The organism is Acinetobacter sp. YH12098 (assembly GCF_013419235.1).
Lineage (GTDB): Bacteria > Pseudomonadota > Gammaproteobacteria > Pseudomonadales > Moraxellaceae > Acinetobacter > Acinetobacter amyesii.
Genome location: NZ_VPAO01000010.1, coordinates 38,005 through 56,574, shown reverse-complemented (window position 1 = coordinate 56,574; position 18,570 = coordinate 38,005). Strand labels below are relative to the sequence as shown.

The following is an 18,570-nucleotide window of genomic DNA, read 5'->3' as shown; positions in this document are numbered from 1 at the left end:
TAATGTAAATTAATTAATATATTTTACACAATTACTGTAACGGTAGCGTAGTAAGTGATTATTACGCTACCGTTTTGTATTTAAACAGGTTATTATCAGGAAACTGATCCTAGGTAGCTTGATAATTAAAGAGGTCGCAGATGACTACTGAAGCACTTAATAAGTCTGACTTAATAGAGCGTATTTCTCTTAAAAACCCACACTTAGCTGAACCCTTAGTGGAAGAGGCCGTTAAGATAATGATCGATCAAATGATCGAAGCTTTGTCTACAGACAACCGAATAGAAATCCGTGGTTTTGGTAGTTTTGCATTACATCACCGTGAACCACGTGTGGGTCGTAACCCAAAAACAGGTAAATCAGTTGAAGTTGCAGCAAAAGCTGTACCGCACTTTAAACCTGGTAAAGCTTTACGTGATGCGGTAAACGAATCTGCAAACTAATTCAAAACATTGTTAGGGGTGTTTATGCGTTACGTATTGGTCGTAATTCTACTGGTCCTATTTGGATACTCATTGGCTTTGGTTCTACAAAACGGAACTGAACTTTCGGTCGATTTGTTGTTTACACAAGTGCCTGCAATGCGTTTAGGGCTTTTATTGCTATTAACCTTGTCATTAGGTTTGGTGTTAGGTCTTTTATTGGCAGTGCAAGTATTTCGAGTATTTCAAAATAACTGGGAAATTAAACGTCTACGTAAAGATATTGACCGCCTACGTAAAGAGCAAATTCAAACTGCTCAACTGGCTGCTGCTGAAGCGGCTGCACATACGCGTCATGAAAAGACAGTTTTAGATATTGATGCAAATGAGCGTCCTTCTAACCCGTTATAATTGGGTTTTTGAAGTAAATGAACTACTTTTATGAGTAGATTTAAATTTTATATTTAACACTCTGGTGGATCATCGGAGTGTTTTTTTATGGGCTGAAAAAATAATACGCTTATCTCAAATAAAATAATGAGATAGCTCAATTCAAATTAATCATTTCAAATAACATGAGTTTTATGACTTTCTGATCAAGTTGAATACATCTATAATGCACTAATTTTGTCAAAATGAAGGGTAAGTCTCTTGAGTATCATCGTTGCACTAGATGCTAAAAGCCAATATGACGCACTTACAATTGCAGAGCAGTTAGATCCTGCATTATGTCGAGTTAAGGTTGGTAAAGAGTTATTTACCCATGAGGGTCCAAGTGTCGTTAAGGCCTTGCATGATAAAGGTTTTGAAGTATTTCTAGATCTAAAATTCCATGATATTCCAAACACCACAGCGCAAGCAGTTTGTGCAGCTGCGGATATGGGTGTGTGGATGGTCAACGTTCATGCATCAGGTGGTCGTAAAATGATGGAAACCTGTGTAGAGCGCCTAAAAGCAGGCAATTACAATACTCAGCTGATTGCTGTTACTGTTTTGACCTCGATGGGTCGTGAAGATCTTGCTGATTTAGGTTTAGATGTTGAACCCTTTGAACATGTGAAACGTCTTGCGACTTTAACGAAAGAAAGTGGTTTAGATGGTGTAGTGTGTTCGGCGCAAGAAGCGAAAATGTTACGTGAAACTTTGGGTGCAGAGTTTGCTTTAGTGACACCGGGTATCCGTCCTGCGGGTTCTGCTGCTGATGATCAAAAACGAATTGTGACACCTAAACAAGCCATGCTTGATGGTTCTACACATTTGGTGATTGGCCGTCCAATTACTAAATCGGAGAATATGCGTCAGACTTTAAAAGATATTTTGGCGACACTTTAATATTTACCCTCTCTCTAACTCTCTCCCAAAGGGAGAGAGAAAGTCCTCTCCCTTTGGGAGAGGATTTAGGTGAGGGGGTTAGATAGCCGCCAATATACTTACCAATATAGGTGCAAGTACAGAAAGGATAAAGCCGCTGACCATGGCATGTGGAATAAAATCATTACCACAAGCTTGTTTGACCATCGGTAGTGTGACGTCCATGGCTGTTGCGCCCGCAGATGAAATTGCAGAGCGTGGGTAACGCCAGCCAATAATATACATAAACACAATCGCAAAGATTTCTCTGAATAAATCATTCATCAACGCAATACTACCTAGATGCGCATTTTTTAATTCAGTTACGACGATACCTGTCATCGAATAGAAACCATAGCCTTGTGACAGCATAATCAAATCTTTCAAGCTGATTTGTGGCAATAGATAGGCAGCAGCAAAAGCGCCCAAAAGTGAACCGACGATACAACCGAGTGGAACAAGTAGAATTTTCCAATTTAACCAAGAGCGATCGAGCGGTGAGTAGGCGAGATCAAGCCCAATCAGAAACATGAAGACTAAAAGTAGATCCCAAGTACTCATATGTGGCTGAAGACTAAAATGTGCTGCCATTTCGGCAAAAGCATAACCTAAACCTAATGCAATAAAAGCATAGCTAATATTGATGAGCGAGCTTGTCACTAACTGCATGGACACTTTGCCATGACTGGGTTTATAGCCTAAAAGCTTAAATAAAATATAGCAGCAAATAAAAGCACCCACTGAGGTCAATAGTGCAATAAGTACTGATGAAGAAAGGATTTGCAGAGGTGCTGAAATAGTGTGTAATGTTTCAGAAAATTCGATCGCAATCGCAAATAACAAAATATAAGTAAAATACGGCAGCAGTTTAAAGGCGATTTTTTCAAGCCAAGTGGGTAGGCTACGTGCAAGAATAAAACCAAGCCCTAAACAGGTCAAGAGCTGGAAAATCAGCCAGAAAGATTGCATACAAAAATAGGCAGATAATGAATACCTGCCTATTATGACCTGTTATTGCTTAAGCTGCATGACTAGATTTTGTTTTACTGAGGAGTCGAAAATCGGCTGGATTTATTTTTCGAGTAGCGAGCCAATATTTCCATGTATAAGTTGGCCACAGTGCAAAATTTTTACCGCCATTTTGCTGATACCAACTCACGCAGCCTGATTGCCATACCGTACCATCAAGCATGTCTTGTACATGCGTGTTAAATTGATCTTGCACCTGATCTTTGACAGCGATGGCTTGAACATTAGATTTTGAAACCAATTGCATCATTTGTAAGATGTAATCGACTTGTGCCTCAATCATAAATACCACTGAATTATGGGCAAGTACGGTATTGGGGCCTAATAATTGGAACAGATTTGGAAAGCCTTTGGTGCAAATGCCATAAAAGCTTTCTGCGCCAGCTTGCCAAACTTGTTTGAGTTCTTGAGCATTTTCACCAATACATTCAAAGGACTTGAGATAAATACGTGGGTCAGTAATAAAGCCAGTCCCATAGATTAAGCAGTCAATTTCACGGGATTTTCTATCTTTGGTAATAATGGCATTTTCAGTGATTTCTTGTATTGCATCACTGACCAATTCCACATTCGGTCGATTAAACGTTGGAAAGTATTTATTAGAAATTAAAATGCGTTTACAGCCCATGATGTAGTTTGGGGTTAGTTTCTTGGCAAGTTCAGCATCTTTCACTTGATACTTAATATATAGTTCTGCCAGTTTTTGCGCATATTTCATGGTGGTTGGTTTAACAATTGGCACGACACGTGATTCATTGGTCCAATACAGGCGAGCGCGGTGAATTTTTCGAAACCAATCATATTTTTTAAATAATGATTTTTCTAAACCATGATAACTACGTTCATCTCGTGGAATGACCCAAGCTGCGGTACGTTGAAAAACATAAAGTTGCTGTGTTTGTGGTGCAATTTCTGGAATGTATTGGATGGCACTGCCGCCTGTACCAATAGATGCGACTTTTTTACCTTCTAATGGATATTGATGATCCCATTGCGAAGAATGGAACACTTTACCCTTAAATTTTTCAATGCCTGGAATATGTGGAATTTGTGGGACATGTAACGGGCCAGATGCAAAAATCACATATTGAGCGGTAATTTTAACGCCATCTTTGAGTTCTAAATGCCAGTCACAGGTTGATTCATTGTATTGGCTTGAAAGCACTTCACTGTTAAAGCGACAGAATTGTTTTAAATTATATTCACGGGTGACCTGTTGGATATAGTCAAATATTTCCGGCGCTTCGGCGTAACGCTTTGACCAATCTGTTTTGGGTGCAAAAGAAAGTGAATACATATGTGATTGCACATCGCAGGCAGCGCCAGGGTAGCGGTTTTCACGCCAGGTTCCACCAAAATCATTGGCTTTTTCGAGGATTAGAAAATTTTGATTACCTTGTTGTAAAAGTCGTATCGCCATAGCAATGCCACCAAAACCGCCGCCGATGATAGCGATTTGCGTATGAATTTCCGAATTGGCTTTTGGGGTTTGCACTGTTTTTGTTTGCGCTTCCTGCATCATTTTTTTAATTCCAAGCGAGATTACAAACTAAGCATACTTGAGTTCATAACCAGAACAATATGATTGAGGTGACAGAAAAATTGATCGAAACGGCAATGTTCATAATTGCAAATTTGTAGTAAAAAAGAAGAAATTTAATGTCATTTTACGATTTATGAAACGATCTATTCTAAGCCTGATGTATTTAGTACAAGGAATGCGTAAAGCAGGCGTAGATGTCGATCAACGTTTGCAAACTATTGGGCTGCGTGTCGATGCACTCGATCCTACTTCGGTGATCCATCCGAGTTTGGAGTGGGATGTACTGAAAGTCATTGGTAAAGATGTAGAACCTGAGCAAGGGTTATTTATTGGTCAGCATTATACATTGGCGGGTTATGGCCCGTTGCTGATGTTATTGGTCACCAGTGATACTTTACGCCAAGCTTTAAATCAGGGAATTCGCTTTCAACAGTTGACGCATCTAACTGGGCGTTTGAGTTTGCAAATCAGTCAGCATAAAGTGGCCTTATGTTATCAACCACAAGATGTGTATGCGACACTGGGTGCATTATTGGCGCATTCAGAGATTTCAGGAACTTATAAATTCATCCGTGATCTGTACAAAATGATGGGGCTATCTACGCCACAAGTTCAAATTGATTTGCCATTTGCTGAACCCAAAGATCCCGAAAAATTAAAAATGTTTACTGATTATTATGGCTCTCAAGTTCGCTTTGGTGCGCCATTTGCAGCATTTTGGTTTGATGAAGATGTTTTAGATATTCGTATTCCATCCGCCGATATTATTACTTTTCGATTATATGAGTCGAAATGTATCGCAGAGTTAGAACGTTTAAGTGCCGATGAAGATGCACCATCATTGGTTCAACGTGTGCAAGATTATTTGGAATTACAAAGTGGTGCGATGCCAAGTATGGCAGCAACTGCTCAAGCATTGAACTTGCCGGAAAGAACTTTACGTCATCAATTGCAACAGTTAAATACCAGTTATAAGCAAATTCGTGAAGATATTATTAAAGATAAAGCACTCCGTATGATTGAATATAATGAATATTCAATTGAAATGATTGCAGAATTGCTGGGTTATTCAGAACCTGCGGCGTTTAATCATGCGTTTAAACGTTGGTTTGGGCATAGTCCGAGACAATATAATAAATAGCCAATGCGCTTTACTGCCAAAGTGTTATATCTTCGAGTTTATTCTTCGTTATAATTCATTTAGCCCCAAAAAGTATTTAATGATATGTCAGATTTTCAGTCAACACACAACACCGCATTTACTCCGATTTCACCGGCTGAGCGTTATGCTCAAGCCTTAGCATCTGGTCAGTTTTTACCAGATCAGGAACAGGCGCAAGCAGTGCATGAGTTGGATCGAGTTTGGCAAGAATTAATCCAACGTTTTAAGGCTTCTAAAAAAGCGTTTCGTCGTTTCCGTCGTCAAACTGCACCTAAAGGGGTGTATATGTGGGGCGGTGTAGGGCGTGGTAAAACTTGGCTGATGGATCAGTTTTATGATTCTGTGCCATTTCGACGTAAAACACGTATGCATTTTCATCACTTTATGCAGTACGTACACCGTGAATTAAATAAGCTTTCAGGTCAGCGTAATCCACTCGACCTAGTTGCAGATCAAATTTATAAAGAAGCGGTTGTGATCTGCTTCGATGAATTCTTTGTATCCAATGTCACGGATGCGATGATTTTGAGCGATCTATTCCAAAAATTATTTACGCGTGGCATCACCCTTGTTGCAACATCTAACATTGCACCAGATGGTTTGTATAAAAACGGGATCCACCGTGACCGTTTTATCCCAACCATTGAAATGGTGAAAAAGAACTGTGTGATTTTAAATGTAGACTCAGGCGTAGATTATCGTTTACGTGTATTGAAACAAGCGCAGTTATTTAAGTCACCGTTAACACATGAACATAAGTTGTGGATGGCACAGCGTTTTACAGCATTAACGCAAACCCAAACGGTTTCACAAGAGCCAATTATTATTAATCAGCGTATTGTGGAAACCATTGGTCATACGGAAGATGTACTGTGGTGTGAATATTCTGAACTTTGCCTAAAACCACGTAGCCCAGCGGACTTTATTGAAATTGCCAATATTTATAATACGGTCTTGGTGAGTAATGTGCCGCACATGACGGATTATTTGTCTGAAGGGACACGTCGTTTTATCTACTTGGTTGATGAATTTTATGACCGTGGGGTGAAGTTGTTGCTTACTTCAGAAGATACGATTATTGAATTATATCAAGGTGAAAAATTGGCATTTGAAATTGAGCGTACACGTTCGCGCTTATTGGAAATGCAATCTGATGATTATCTACATACCTCTCACCGTCAAATCAATGCATCAGAATCTACGGCAGAAAATTAAGCGTTTCTGTTGGAATGAAAAAAGAACGTCTTGATGGCGTTCTTTTTTTTATTTTTAGTTTTAGATTACATATATAAATTAAGAAAAGCTGTGCAACGAAAAATAAAAATTAAAGAGATATCTCAAGATAAAAGCATCATTTAATAAGAAGAAGGGTTGTTTAATAATTCATTGATCAGAGCGTTAAATTTAAACTGATTGGTTGAAGTTGTAGCATCGACATTGGCAGCATTTCATGGCTTAATCGAGTGAGTTTGTTTGACGCTTAGGTCTATTTGTTCAGTTTTAGAACAAAATTCTGCACTTAAGTCTAATTTCGACATTTCAAAAACTTTATACACTGTAAAAAGGTATTCAGGCTGATGATGACGTCGTATTTCTGATCTTTATTATGTTGAATGATGAGGGTATTTCATTACATAGAAAATGATCATTATTTAGGAATGTGATAGTACTATTCAGCAAAGTATAAATGGGTATACTAGAATCTCTTGTTATAAAAAATAGCAATATCAGGAAAGACAATGACTGCACGTATTCAAAAAGGCAAGTTAGCGATTGCTAAAGAACTTTACGATTTCATCGAAAATGAAGCACTACCGGGTTCAGGTTTAGACAGTGAAACTTACTGGAAAAACTTTGAACAAGTCGTTGTCGATCTTAGCCCAAAGAACAAAGCACTATTGGCTAAGCGTGACGACATTCAAGCGAAAATTGATGAATGGCACCGCAACAACAAATTTGAACTCGAAGCTTACAAAGCTTTCCTTACTGAAATTGGCTACTTATTACCAGAAGTAGAAGATTTCCAAATCAGCACAGAAAATGTAGACGAAGAAATCGCATTATTGGCTGGTGCGCAATTAGTAGTGCCTGTACGTAATGCACGTTACTGCTTAAACGCTGCGAACGCACGTTGGGGTTCACTCTACGATGCTCTTTACGGTTTTGACGTGATCTCTGAAGAAGACGGCGCGGAAAAAGGTAAGGGCTATAACCCAGCTCGTGGCGCAAAAGTTATCGAATTTGCTAAAAACTTCTTAAATGAGACTTTCCCGCTAGCTAATGGTTCGCATGCAGATGCAACTAAATATGCGGTAGAAGGCAAAAAGTTAGTTGTAAGCCTAAAAGATGGCTCAACTGCAACTTTAGCGAAAGAAGCTCAGTTTGTTGGTTTTAATGGTGACGAAGCTGCACCAACTGAAATCGTACTTTTAAACAATGGTTTACATGTAATCATTGAAGTTGATGCGACGAGCCCAATTGGTTCAACAGATGCTGCTGGCGTGAAAGACTTAGTTCTTGAAGCTGCGGTAACGACAATTCAAGACTTGGAAGACTCAATTGCAGCAGTTGATGCTGAAGAGAAAGTTGAAGGCTACCGTAACTGGTTAGGCTTAATGAAAGGTACGCTTTCTGAATCTATCGAGAAAAATGGTAAAACCGTTACTCGTACATTAAATAAAGACCGTACGCACAAAAACTTGATCGGTGGTGAAACTACACTTCACGGTCGTTCATTGATGTTACTTCGTAACGTGGGTCATTTGATGACAAACCCTGCGATCCTTGTAGATGGTGCTGAAATCTACGAAGGTATTATGGATGCATTGATCACACCGTTATTGACGTTTGCAGACATTAAAGGCGAAAACGAAAACAAGAACTCTCGTAAAGGTTCTATGTACATCGTTAAGCCAAAAATGCACGGTCCAGAAGAAGTTGCATTTGCAGTTGAATTATTTGAGCGTGCTGAACAAGCGCTTGGTTTGCCTGCGAAGACTTTGAAAATCGGTATCATGGACGAAGAACGTCGTACCTCTGTGAACTTGAAAAACTGTATCGCGCAAGCGAAAGATCGCACGATTTTTATTAATACAGGTTTCATGGACCGTACGGGTGACGAAATTCATACGTTCATGGAAGCAGGTCCATTCGTTCGTAAAGGCGAAGTGAAGTCTCAAATCTGGTTCCCAGCGTATGAAAACCGTAACGTGATGATCGGTCTACAAGCAGGCTTACGTGGTAAAGCGCAAATCGGTAAAGGCATGTGGCCAAAACCAGATATGTTGCTTGATATGTACAAAACTAAGATTGAGCATCCAGAAGCTGGCGCAAGCTGTGCATGGGTTCCGTCTCCATCTGGCGCTGTAATTCACGCGATTCACTATCATCAGTGCAATGTTTCTGAACGTCAAAAAGAGTTGTTGAATACTCAACCGCTATCTTTAGATGACTTGTTAACACCGCCTTTAGCGACAGATACAAACTGGTCTGAAGAAGAGAAAACCAAAGAACTCGAAAATAACCTTCAAGGTATCTTGGGTTATGTGGTTCGTTGGGTTGATTTGGGTGTAGGTTGTTCAAAAGTTCTAGACATCAACAACGTTGGTTTGATGGAAGACCGTGCAACTTTACGTATTTCTTCTCAACACGTTGCGAACTGGTTACGTCACGGTATCGTAACTGCTGAGCAAGTTGAAGAAGTATTTAAGCGCATGGCGAAAGTTGTAGATGAGCAAAATGCTAACGATCCACTTTACACGCCAATGGCACCAAGCTTTGATGGCTATGCATATAAAGCTGCTTATGACTTGGTATTCAAAGGTGGCGAGCAGCCTTCTGGTTATACAGAGCCGCTTCTTCATGCTTACCGTTTAAAATTAAAAGGTTATACAGGTGACTAATCTGTAAATCAAAAAAAGCCTCTTCGGAGGCTTTTTTTATTGCTTGAGAAAGTTAGAATGTCGACATAAAAAATGAAAAGGAAAATCCATGTATTTATGGAATGTAAATCGGTTGGTGGATGATATAAGACTGAATAAAGTCTCAGAAACCCATTATAAAAACTACTATATTGCCAGTTCAATATTGATTTTCTTTAGCTACTTAGCACTGACCTTAACCCCAGAATCCAAACCTACAGAAGCTTGGGCTTCGTTTGTTTTACAAGTTGGTCTGCTGATTAGCTGGGTGAATGCCATATTTAAAGCCAATGGCGGCGAGCAAGGCCGAGATTTTTTAAAGCGCTTTATCGCATTGTATCTACCCGTGACCATTCAGAGTTTAGTCCTGTTTATCTTGATGGCTGTAGTTGTTGAAGGGCTGTTACCCATGTTGACCCTAAACATGGAGGAGGCTGCACTTGAGCAACTCACCACAGTTAAAGACCTGAGTTTTGAAGTTTTGGTTAGCTGTTATATTTATTGGCGAATCTATAAAGCGATGCAGCAGATTAATCATCCTGTTTAGGTTGTAGCGTTGTACAATAAATTATGGATAAAGTTTCTTCCTGTTTTTCTCATAGCTTTTCGATGCTGAAGCCTTTACATTGGAATGAATGATAAAAATGGGATGGAAACGATGTCAGCATATACCGCATTAGATTTGCAATATATTGGTGGACAGTGGCGAGCAGGGACTTCAACGCGTCACATCAAGAATATCAATCCCTTTAGCCAAGCAGAGATTTTTGAATTGCAGGCAGCCAGCAGTGTCGATGTAGACAGTGCTTATAGTGCGGCAGAAGCTGCCTTTAAATCAGAAGTGACCAAGCCCATTGAAGTACGTCAGCAAGTCATCACTAAATTAACTCAAACCATTCAGCAGCGCAGAGAAGAAATTATTCAATGGCTGATAGATGAATCTGGTAGTACACGTTTAAAAGCCAATATTGAAGTTGATGCAGCGCTCGGCATTATCCAAGAATCGTTGCGTTTTCCTGAAAAAATGCAAACTACGCAGCTAGAGAGTAAAGACCCGAGTCGAAAGAGTTTTGTATTGCGCAAACCTTTGGGTGTCATTGCGGTGATTAGCCCGTGGAATTTTCCATTTCATTTATCGATGCGTTCTGTGGTGACTGCGATTGCCTGCGGTAATAGTGTGGTGTTGAAGCCTGCAAGTGACACGCCAGTGACAGGTGGAACGTTGCTCGGAAAATTATTTGAAGAAGCGGGCTTGCCGCATGGCGTGTTAAATGTCGTTGCAGGCAGTGGCAGTGAAATTGGCGACTATTTTGTAGAGCATCCTGTGCCTAAAATGATTTCATTTACAGGTTCAACTGAAGTGGGTCAGCAGGTCGGGGTGAAAGCACTAGGAAGTTCACGGATTAAGCGTTTAGCGCTAGAACTTGGCGGTAATGCGCCTTTAGTGATTTTAGATGATGCCGATTTAGATTTAGCCGTTGAACTGACCGTGATGGGGCGTTTTTTGCATCAAGGACAAATCTGCATGAGTACCAATCGAGTGATTGTGGATGAATCCTTGCACGATGCTTATGTTGAAAAATTGATTCAGCGGGTAAAAAGTATTGTGGTCGGTGATCCAAATGCTGCTGAAACCCTGATAGGGCCTATTATCAATAAGTCGCAAATCGATAAATTAAAAACTATTATTCAAAATGCTATTCAGCAAGATGCAATTTTAGCCTATGCAGGCGGCATTGAAGGTCAATTGGTTGCACCGCATATTTTTACCCATGTGGATGCACACGCTGATATTGCATTGGAAGAAAGCTTTGGGCCAATCTTGCCGATTTTAAAAGCGCGAGATGAAGCACATGCACTAGAATTGGCGAATTCAACCCGATTTGGTTTATCGAGTGCGGTATGTACCTCAAATTTAGCACGCGGCGGAGAGTTTGCGGCCAAACTCGATATAGGCATGACGCATATCAATGGCATCAGTGTGGCGGATCATTCTAATGCACCCTTTGGTGGTGAACGTAATTCAGGCCTTGGTCGTTTTAACGGTGAGTGGATATTTGAGGAATTTACCCGCACCCATTGGCAAACGTTCCCTGCTTAAAATACTCAAAGTGAAGTCTATTTAATCTTGTGCAATAGACTTCACCGCAGCTAATGTTACGCAGGACATTTTTAGTTTATTTCCATGAAATATGCGGCAGAATATAGTCCCAAAAACGGCTCCAACGTGTTTTGTAATACAGAAAAGCGCCAAGATCTTGGCTTGAACAATTATCCTGATAGTGCATTTGCTGATTCATCAACAGCATGGGCTTACGTTGCAAAGCCGTCATGTACAGCTTGACCTGAACCTTATAATTGTAGATTGAATAATTAGAAGAAATAGTCTCGGTTTTCATTTTTTGGATATGGTGAATATAGACATCAAACTTCAAGCCATTTTTGTAATCCGTTGCCTCATGAATTGTTCGATCTTCGATTGGAATAAGCGGATTGTTATCACTAAACGCTAAGTATGCGTTATGTTTTTGGTTTCCTTGTTAATCATTAAACTGAAGAGCTGAATTTGCAGTGGTGAAATAGGGGAGCACATCCTGAGGGTTGATTTTAAACGTGCCTGTACAATCTGTCCTGACACGCCCTTCATCTGAGTTCACCGTAAACCAGCCAAATTGATCTTCTAATTCTGTCGTGTGGGCTTCATCTACGTCAGGAAGAATCACGCCAAATTGATCTCGTTGTCTTTGCTGATTTTGCATCAAGCGATAACTATTTTGAGCATGTTTTGCAAAACGGATTTCAGGAAACATTTCTGGAGATGTAATTTTAAAGTCAGAGACATTGATCATTTCACCATAGGGCAGGATGACTAATGAGAACTGCTGCTCTTGGGTGTTGGGAAGATTTTTGACCGTGACCCAATGATGTGTACTGATCATTTGCTGATTGCGAAAATGCTTATATTGAATGCGGTATTTGCCTGCAGGGATCTCGATTTCATTGATCAGGCTTTGTTTAAATGGATATTCATTGAGATAGAGCGCGTCGAGACTAAAAGGTAGAAATGAAACGGTATGTACAGAAACTTTTGCTGCTTTGCAGTTGGATATAGACTTAAACTGAGAATTAAAACGATAAAGCGACTTCGGTCTAGATTTTTCATTTATTATAAAGATTGAATTTTTGCGGATTATGGCAAATATGTGTGCCAATTTCAAACCGATTACCTTAGCGCAATTAAAGTCGCAAAACTTGCCTGAAATCAGTTTTGAATATCCTGAGGAAGTCTATCCAAATTATGATTTACCGCTGCTCTTTAAGTCTGAGCAAGGGCTAGAGTGGCGAAAAGTGGGTTTTGGCATGGTGCCTAAATGGGCCGAAGACAAATCTATTGCACTAAAAACCTATAATGCCCGAAATGAAACTTTGTATCAAAAGCCGTCTTTTATCAATGCGATCTCAAAATGTAAGTTTGGCGTAATTCCAGTGTCTGAATTTTATGAGTCAATGTATATCGATAATAAGCCGCAGCGTTGGAGTGTTAAGCGCAAAGATGGAGAAGCGTTTTATATCGCTGCCTTATATGACATTTGTCGGCAAGGTGACGAGATTGTACGTTCAAGTACCATGATTACGATGGACGCTATTCAGCATGAGATGATGAAACACTTTCATGAGCCGGGCAATGTAAAGCGCTCGGTCATTGTGATTCCGCATGCGCGATTAGAGGAATGGCTAAGTTGGAAATCACCCAACATCCAAAGTTTTGTACAAGGTTTTCCTGTTGATGAGTTTGAATGTGCACACGCACCCAAAATAAAAATCGAAAAAATCAGTCCCCAACTGAATATTTTCGATTGATATTTCGGTGATGCAGAATGCTTAGCGCGCTAAGTTTTTGAAAATATGCTTTAAGCTTTCCATAGTTTTTTCAATTTGTAGCGGTGTTAAGCCTTCAAAAGATTGCTCTAGAACGACATTCGTTAGATCGTTAATCTTCTGTGTCATTGCAGTGCCTTTATCGGTTAACACGACGCGGGTAATACGCGCATCATCTTCACAAGAATAGGTATCTACTAAGCCTTCATCTTTTAAACGATAAACGATCTTGGTTGTCGTCGACATTTTAGATACGACCATTTCAGATAAATCCGAAACACTCGCATGAGGTTTAGACTTGAGTGCGAGCAGGATACGACGACGTGAATTATCAACGCCATACTTTTTCAATGCATGGTCGACGTTTAAAACATATTGTGAATGCACCTGAGTAACCCAGTAGAAAGGAAAATTTTCTAAACTAAAGTCATCGGTGGATGGTAAAAATTTTGAATACTTTTTTGTCATAAAGGAGTCCCCTGAATATTTGTTTTAATTTTATTTAATGTTTTAACATTCTATTGAAAAATAGAGGGTAATAGCAAGAGTTCACAATAAAAAAATAGAAAGTAGAAGATATCTCATTTTTATATTATCTAAATAGATTATATTGATATTCTGTCTAAATGCTTAAAAGAAATTAAAACTAAGGTCAGTTATAGAGATAGTGTAGTGAAAATAAATAAGTTTTTAATTTTAATTGAATATTAATATTTTTTACCAAAAGGTAGAAATAAATAATTCATTAGATTTGTCATACAATCTCATACAACGTATTTAATTACATTTAATTAAAAGTCAGGTGAATTCATACTTTTTTTAAAGTGGAAGAGGAGATCACAAAAAGTAGGTTTTAACATCTAGATATGTATTTTATATCGCCCATTCGATTTGTAATACATTCAGGGTTTTTAACATTTTGTCAAATTGTTGATGCGAAAAAATATGCTTGAATACATTACAAATGCGCAAGATTATGCATAATGGAATGGTCTCTAGTTACACAGGTTAAATTTATGGATCCGTCGCCGTGCGTTGGTCTGATTGAAGATATTCTTACAATCCAGAATGAGGAAGAGAGCTAATGGAATTTTTGTTAGATCCCGGAATCTGGGTTGGTTTACTTACATTAATTATTTTAGAAATTGTACTAGGGATTGATAACCTAGTCTTTATTGCCATTTTGGCAGAAAAACTCCCTCCAGAACAACGTGATAAAGCCCGCGTACTTGGTCTTTCACTCGCATTATTTATGCGATTAGGATTGTTATTTGCAATCTCTTGGTTGGTCACATTAACAAAGCCCCTGATTACCGTTTTTGATTGGACATTCTCTGGTCGAGATCTCATATTATTGTTCGGTGGATTGTTCTTAGTCTATAAGGCGGTCACAGAGCTACATGAGAAATTAGAAGGAAAACCAGAAGTTCAAGTGACAACAAAAGTGGCATATGCCAGCTTTACAGCAGTTGTTGCGCAAATTGTTGTCTTAGATGCGGTTTTCTCTTTAGACTCTGTCATTACAGCGATCGGTATGGTCGACAACATTTATGTCATGATGGCTGCAATGATTGTGGCAATGGCAGTGATGTTACTTGCATCTAAACCGCTAACGGCTTTTGTAAACCGACATCCGACCGTCGTGATCCTATGTTTAAGCTTCTTATTGCTTATCGGTATTAGTTTGATAGCAGAAGGTTTTGGTTTCCATATTCCGAAAGGCTATATCTACTCAGGTATTGGTGTTGCGATTGTCATCGAAGCCTTTAACCAGTTTAGTCAACGCAATGCTCAAAAACATGAAGCGAAAATTCCATTACGTCATCGTACTGCGGACAGTATTTTAAAACTGATGGGTGGGCGCTTAGAATCCGATCAAGTTGGTAATCAGGCGCAAGAAACCTTTGCAGACGAAGAGCGTTACATGATTGGGGGGGTGTTGACGCTTGCAGAGCGTTCAGTTGCGTCGATCATGACTCCCCGTAATCAAATTTCTTGGGTGGATTTAAATGACACACCTGAACAAATTCGTGAGCAAGTCCTTTCAGTGCCGCACAGTTTATTCCCTGTGTGTCGTGGTAGCTTGGATAAAGTGATTAGTATTGTCCGCGCGAAAGAACTTATTGATGTTCTAGACAGTGAAGATGATCTAAAAGCATTGATTAAACGTCATCGTCCAATCTTTATTTTCCAAAAGATGAAGGTGATTGATGCGATTAATACCTTGCGTACCTCAAAAGGCTCTTTGGTGCTGGTTACGGATGAGTTTGGGGCGGTACAAGGTCTGATTTCACCACTCGATGTGTTTGAAGCGATTGCTGGTGAATTCCCTGATGCAGATGAACAACTTGATTTGATTAAAATCGATGATGAACATTGGAAAGCTTCAGGCATGCTCGATCTGTATCAGTTAGAACTTGAATTGGAAATGCTGGATTTGATCGAAGAAGATGATGGTTATATCAGTGTTTCAGGTCTTATTTTAGATCAGACCCACGGCAATGTAGAAGTCGGGACTGTGGTTGATTTTAAAGGCATCCAATTTAAAGTTACGGCAATGGATGAAAACCGCATTAAAACGGTTGATATCTATTACCAAGCTTAATGCTTAAATTTTAAAAATAACTCAAAGACAGCTTTTCGAAGCTGTCTTTTTTGTATGACTAGAAAGTATAAGAAATCCTATCCAAGGAGGCTGTAATTCACTATGTTAAAACGTATTATATTTACATGATGTAACAGTCAAAAAACGCTGCAACTTTTGGGCTTTTAGAGGGCTAAAACGATTCAAAAGTAAGAAATATTGATAGGGTTGATTTTAAAAAAGCATGAGGTTAAATAGCGATTCATTTTTAACTTGGGGCTTTAATCATCATTGATGATCTATGAATAATTTTATTTCATTTAAATACCGCTTCGGAAAACTTTATAACTAGGGACTTTGAAGAAATTCAAAGTTAATCCATTAAAAAAATGGGTGTTGGTATGGCGATCACTGAGAATATCATTGATTTTTGCAAACTCACGATTGAAGAAAAACATGAGTTGTTTCAACGGCTCTGGGAGTTTGATCAATGTATTTTTCCAACTTCTAGGATTGAGCAACTTTATCAATACATGCATGACCCAGATATTGTTGCCTTACCAATCATTCAGTATTTTGAGCAGGAAAAACTGATTGGGCAAAACATTGTGCGTATATTAAAAATTATGCATAACAATCGGCCGATTTTTATTTTTAATTCACGGGCAGGGGTATTGGTTGATTATCGTCGGAAAAACCTGACCTTAAACTCGGCGATTAAAGTGGCGATGCAACATCAGATACGATTTCCAGCGATTCCGATGTGGTTTGTGGCTACATTGGCACAACCAAAGGTATATACATTATTTGCCTCGCGCTCTGTTAAGTTTTATCCAAGGCATGGTGTCCCGATGCCCACCGAGTATGTGGATGTTTTAAATAGTTATAAAATCCGTCAGCATGATGTGCAGCATCGGGCTGAGGATATTTTTGTTCATCGTTGTGATTTACCGAAGGTGACGCCTGAGCAATTGGTTCGGCTACGGAAAAAATCTGATGAACATGTTCAATTTTTTATGCAGCACGTGCCAGATTATTTTGATGGCATGGGGTTAATGTGTATTTGTAAATTAAATGTTTCAACTATTTTTGAAGCAAGTATGAATCTGGCAGTTGGGCGGGCAGTTTAATGACGGACATGGATGTGTTATGCGACAAATGACGATATATCGATTATTCGGTTTCGGCGCGGCAATCTTTTTAACGGCTTGTCAGCCAGCAGAGCAAAAAGTACAGGAGCAATCGCAGAAATGTGTTGCCCCCGAAAAACTGGTCAAACAAATTTATGATCAAGAGTTGAAATTGCATGCTTTGAGTAAAGATCAACTTACTGCCTATTTTGAGCCATCGTTAGCGGAACGTATGCAAGCAGAAATTAACTGTAAGCAGTCGCAACAAGCGTGTAATGTGGATTTTGATATTTTCACGGATAGCCAAGATCCGCAGCAAGATTCGAAAAAAGGTGTTCAGCCTAAACTGAGTTTTGATGAAAATAAAAACGTCGTTCGTGCTGAGTTTAAAATTGGTGATGAAGCCAAAGTCTTAAATTATGAAATGAGTGATGGCGACTGTTCAAAAATCAAAAATATTGTTTATGCGGGGGACTATGACCTCGACATGATTTTGAGTAATCCAACAGAAATGATCGAAGATTCAGAAATGTTTGATTCCAATGCTGCAAGTGACAGTACGGCACAGTAAGTTTTTTGACGCGTTCTAATTATAAAAAACAGCATGAAACCCTGAACAGCTTGAGTCCTTTACTCAAGCTGTTTTTGTTTTTTTTCAAGCTATCGTAGCTTCATAGTGCATAAATTTGTATGTTAGCGAGTTGATTGAAATCATCTTCATTGAGATTATAAATTTCATCTAAAAATGCAACATTAAAACTGCCGACACTTGAGCTAATTTCATAGGCTTTTTGACCCGCAATCGCAAAGTGCAAATGTGCTGCGATCGTGCCAGCAGTTAGCGTTTCACTTACGGCGCAATACGCCGCTGTTAACGCACCTAAAGCGCAGCCTGAAGCCGTTACTTTGGGTTGTAAGTAAGACCCACCATTAATCTGTATCACTGCATTCATTTCTTTCGATAAGATGAAATCTGATTCGCCTGAAATTGCCACACATTCACAGTGTTCTAATAAGGGCACAGCATTTAAATAAATCTCGGCACTATTGAGCGTGCTATCGACACCGCGTGACTCACCTTGATTACCTGCAAGACCACTGATTTCTGATGCATTGCCACGGATAATACTTGGCTTGTACTGGAGTAATTGGTCAACCATTTCAGATCGCCACGGCAAAACGGGGCCATAACCGACAGGGTCAAGCACCCAAGGTTTATTTAAATTTTGTGCTGTTTGTGCAGCAATTTGCATGGCCTGCATTTGTTCAGACGTTGGCGTGCCTAAATTGATATTCAATGCACTGGCAATCGAGGCAAAGCTTTCAGCTTCAAAGGGATTGTCAATCATTGCAGGAGAAGCACCCGCAGCCAAAAGGACATTGGCCACATAATTGCTCGCAACTGCATTGGTGATGATATGCACCAAAGGTTGTTTGGATTGAAGTTCAATCCACGCATTGATGACGCTTTGTAAAAGCGGGCTATTTAAGTCAGTTAATTCACTGTTCATGGTCGTTTCAAAATTTTCAGATTGATTCATCGTTTTCTCC

18 protein-coding genes are annotated in these 18,570 nt (G+C 39.4%); 12 read left to right on the top strand and 6 right to left on the bottom strand.

The genetic code is table 11. The features are described from left to right. The first annotated feature begins 140 nt into the window (after positions 1–140). The 3 genes from FTU38_RS04425 (at position 141) to pyrF (ending at position 1,754) form a co-directional block, all read left to right on the top strand. Positions 141–443, top strand: a complete 303-nt coding sequence (locus FTU38_RS04425) for an integration host factor subunit beta (RefSeq protein ID WP_067767464.1) — start codon at positions 141–143, stop codon at positions 441–443. A gap of 24 nt (positions 444–467) precedes the next feature. Continuing rightward, entirely contained in the window at positions 468–833 is a 366-nt protein-coding gene (locus FTU38_RS04420; protein ID WP_078188931.1) for a lipopolysaccharide assembly protein LapA domain-containing protein, read from the top strand. A gap of 240 nt (positions 834–1,073) precedes the next feature. Beyond that, positions 1,074–1,754: an orotidine-5'-phosphate decarboxylase gene (pyrF, locus tag FTU38_RS04415; protein ID WP_180010309.1), complete on the top strand. Its 681-nt coding sequence runs from the start codon at positions 1,074–1,076 to the stop codon at positions 1,752–1,754. A 78-nt stretch (positions 1,755–1,832) separates the two neighbouring features. Here pyrF and FTU38_RS04410 read toward each other — a convergent pair whose 3' ends face one another. Continuing rightward, the gene (locus tag FTU38_RS04410) at positions 1,833–2,741 is read right to left on the bottom strand and encodes a lysine exporter LysO family protein (protein WP_180110645.1); all 909 of its coding nucleotides are present in this window, start codon (positions 2,739–2,741) and stop codon (positions 1,833–1,835) included. Between the two features lie 49 nt (positions 2,742–2,790). After that, positions 2,791–4,320 (bottom strand): NAD(P)/FAD-dependent oxidoreductase, encoded by a 1,530-nt coding sequence (locus tag FTU38_RS04405; RefSeq protein ID WP_180110659.1) that lies wholly within the window; start codon positions 4,318–4,320, stop codon positions 2,791–2,793. Positions 4,321–4,477: 157 nt separating this feature from the next. Here FTU38_RS04405 and FTU38_RS04400 point away from each other — a divergent pair, with 157 nt between their 5' ends. From FTU38_RS04400 to FTU38_RS04380, 5 genes are all read left to right on the top strand, one after another. Next, on the top strand, positions 4,478–5,485 hold the full coding sequence (locus FTU38_RS04400; RefSeq protein ID WP_180007330.1) for an AraC family transcriptional regulator: 1,008 nt from the start codon (positions 4,478–4,480) through the stop codon (positions 5,483–5,485). An 84-nt stretch (positions 5,486–5,569) separates the two neighbouring features. Then, complete coding sequence (gene zapE, locus FTU38_RS04395) at positions 5,570–6,721, top strand: cell division protein ZapE (protein WP_180110644.1); 1,152 nt, start codon at positions 5,570–5,572, stop codon at positions 6,719–6,721. 524 nt (positions 6,722–7,245) lie between these two features. Next, the gene (locus FTU38_RS04390; RefSeq protein WP_180010311.1) at positions 7,246–9,408 is read left to right on the top strand and encodes a malate synthase G; all 2,163 of its coding nucleotides are present in this window, start codon (positions 7,246–7,248) and stop codon (positions 9,406–9,408) included. A gap of 88 nt (positions 9,409–9,496) precedes the next feature. Next, positions 9,497–9,973, top strand: a complete 477-nt coding sequence (locus FTU38_RS04385) for a hypothetical protein (protein ID WP_180110643.1) — start codon at positions 9,497–9,499, stop codon at positions 9,971–9,973. A 111-nt stretch (positions 9,974–10,084) separates the two neighbouring features. Next, positions 10,085–11,527: an aldehyde dehydrogenase family protein gene (locus tag FTU38_RS04380; RefSeq protein WP_180110642.1), complete on the top strand. Its 1,443-nt coding sequence runs from the start codon at positions 10,085–10,087 to the stop codon at positions 11,525–11,527. A gap of 76 nt (positions 11,528–11,603) precedes the next feature. On the opposite strand, the gene FTU38_RS04375 is transcribed toward FTU38_RS04380, so the two are convergent. Together FTU38_RS04375 and FTU38_RS04370 are read right to left on the bottom strand one after the other, a co-directional pair. After that, positions 11,604–11,759 (bottom strand): hypothetical protein, encoded by a 156-nt coding sequence (locus FTU38_RS04375; protein WP_180110641.1) that lies wholly within the window; start codon positions 11,757–11,759, stop codon positions 11,604–11,606. A 207-nt stretch (positions 11,760–11,966) separates the two neighbouring features. After that, complete coding sequence (locus tag FTU38_RS04370; protein ID WP_180110640.1) at positions 11,967–12,644, bottom strand: hypothetical protein; 678 nt, start codon at positions 12,642–12,644, stop codon at positions 11,967–11,969. Here FTU38_RS04370 and FTU38_RS04365 point away from each other — a divergent pair. Further along, positions 12,628–13,287, top strand: coding sequence for an SOS response-associated peptidase family protein (locus FTU38_RS04365; protein ID WP_180110639.1), 660 nt, complete (start codon positions 12,628–12,630; stop codon positions 13,285–13,287). The genes FTU38_RS04370 and FTU38_RS04365 overlap by 17 nt on opposite strands. A 21-nt stretch (positions 13,288–13,308) precedes the next feature. On the opposite strand, the gene FTU38_RS04360 is transcribed toward FTU38_RS04365, so the two are convergent. Next, positions 13,309–13,773 (bottom strand): MarR family winged helix-turn-helix transcriptional regulator, encoded by a 465-nt coding sequence (locus FTU38_RS04360; protein ID WP_078193646.1) that lies wholly within the window; start codon positions 13,771–13,773, stop codon positions 13,309–13,311. Positions 13,774–14,389: 616 nt separating this feature from the next. Here FTU38_RS04360 and FTU38_RS04355 point away from each other — a divergent pair. From FTU38_RS04355 to FTU38_RS04345, 3 genes are all read left to right on the top strand, one after another. Further along, positions 14,390–15,910: a transporter associated domain-containing protein gene (locus FTU38_RS04355; protein WP_180110638.1), complete on the top strand. Its 1,521-nt coding sequence runs from the start codon at positions 14,390–14,392 to the stop codon at positions 15,908–15,910. A 380-nt stretch (positions 15,911–16,290) separates the two neighbouring features. Then, entirely contained in the window at positions 16,291–17,019 is a 729-nt protein-coding gene (locus tag FTU38_RS04350) for a hypothetical protein (protein WP_180077666.1), read from the top strand. 19 nt (positions 17,020–17,038) lie between these two features. Further along, on the top strand, positions 17,039–17,590 hold the full coding sequence (locus FTU38_RS04345; protein WP_180022470.1) for a hypothetical protein: 552 nt from the start codon (positions 17,039–17,041) through the stop codon (positions 17,588–17,590). 100 nt (positions 17,591–17,690) lie between these two features. Here FTU38_RS04345 and thiM read toward each other — a convergent pair whose 3' ends face one another. After that, a complete protein-coding gene (gene thiM, locus FTU38_RS04340) occupies positions 17,691–18,560 on the bottom strand; it encodes a hydroxyethylthiazole kinase (RefSeq protein ID WP_180110637.1) in 870 nt (289 codons plus the stop codon). Positions 18,561–18,570 lie beyond the last annotated feature (10 nt).

Bases quoted from the DNA above. Each gene is read 5' to 3' on its own strand.
- FTU38_RS04355 (WP_180110638.1), top strand. From the start codon at position 14,390: ATGGAATTTTTGTTAGATCCCGGAATCTGGGTTGGTTTACTTACATTA.
- zapE (WP_180110644.1), top strand. From the start codon at position 5,570: ATGTCAGATTTTCAGTCAACACACAACACCGCATTTACTCCGATTTCA.
- FTU38_RS04390 (WP_180010311.1), top strand. From the start codon at position 7,246: ATGACTGCACGTATTCAAAAAGGCAAGTTAGCGATTGCTAAAGAACTT.
- FTU38_RS04425 (WP_067767464.1), top strand. From the start codon at position 141: ATGACTACTGAAGCACTTAATAAGTCTGACTTAATAGAGCGTATTTCT.
- FTU38_RS04345 (WP_180022470.1), top strand. From the start codon at position 17,039: ATGCGACAAATGACGATATATCGATTATTCGGTTTCGGCGCGGCAATC.
- FTU38_RS04350 (WP_180077666.1), top strand. From the start codon at position 16,291: ATGGCGATCACTGAGAATATCATTGATTTTTGCAAACTCACGATTGAA.
- FTU38_RS04360 (WP_078193646.1), bottom strand. From the start codon at position 13,773: ATGACAAAAAAGTATTCAAAATTTTTACCATCCACCGATGACTTTAGT.
- FTU38_RS04380 (WP_180110642.1), top strand. From the start codon at position 10,085: ATGTCAGCATATACCGCATTAGATTTGCAATATATTGGTGGACAGTGG.
- FTU38_RS04375 (WP_180110641.1), bottom strand. From the start codon at position 11,759: ATGACGGCTTTGCAACGTAAGCCCATGCTGTTGATGAATCAGCAAATG.
- FTU38_RS04365 (WP_180110639.1), top strand. From the start codon at position 12,628: ATGTGTGCCAATTTCAAACCGATTACCTTAGCGCAATTAAAGTCGCAA.
- thiM (WP_180110637.1), bottom strand. From the start codon at position 18,560: ATGAATCAATCTGAAAATTTTGAAACGACCATGAACAGTGAATTAACT.
- FTU38_RS04410 (WP_180110645.1), bottom strand. From the start codon at position 2,741: ATGCAATCTTTCTGGCTGATTTTCCAGCTCTTGACCTGTTTAGGGCTT.
- FTU38_RS04405 (WP_180110659.1), bottom strand. From the start codon at position 4,320: ATGCAGGAAGCGCAAACAAAAACAGTGCAAACCCCAAAAGCCAATTCG.
- FTU38_RS04420 (WP_078188931.1), top strand. From the start codon at position 468: ATGCGTTACGTATTGGTCGTAATTCTACTGGTCCTATTTGGATACTCA.
- FTU38_RS04385 (WP_180110643.1), top strand. From the start codon at position 9,497: ATGTATTTATGGAATGTAAATCGGTTGGTGGATGATATAAGACTGAAT.
- FTU38_RS04400 (WP_180007330.1), top strand. From the start codon at position 4,478: ATGAAACGATCTATTCTAAGCCTGATGTATTTAGTACAAGGAATGCGT.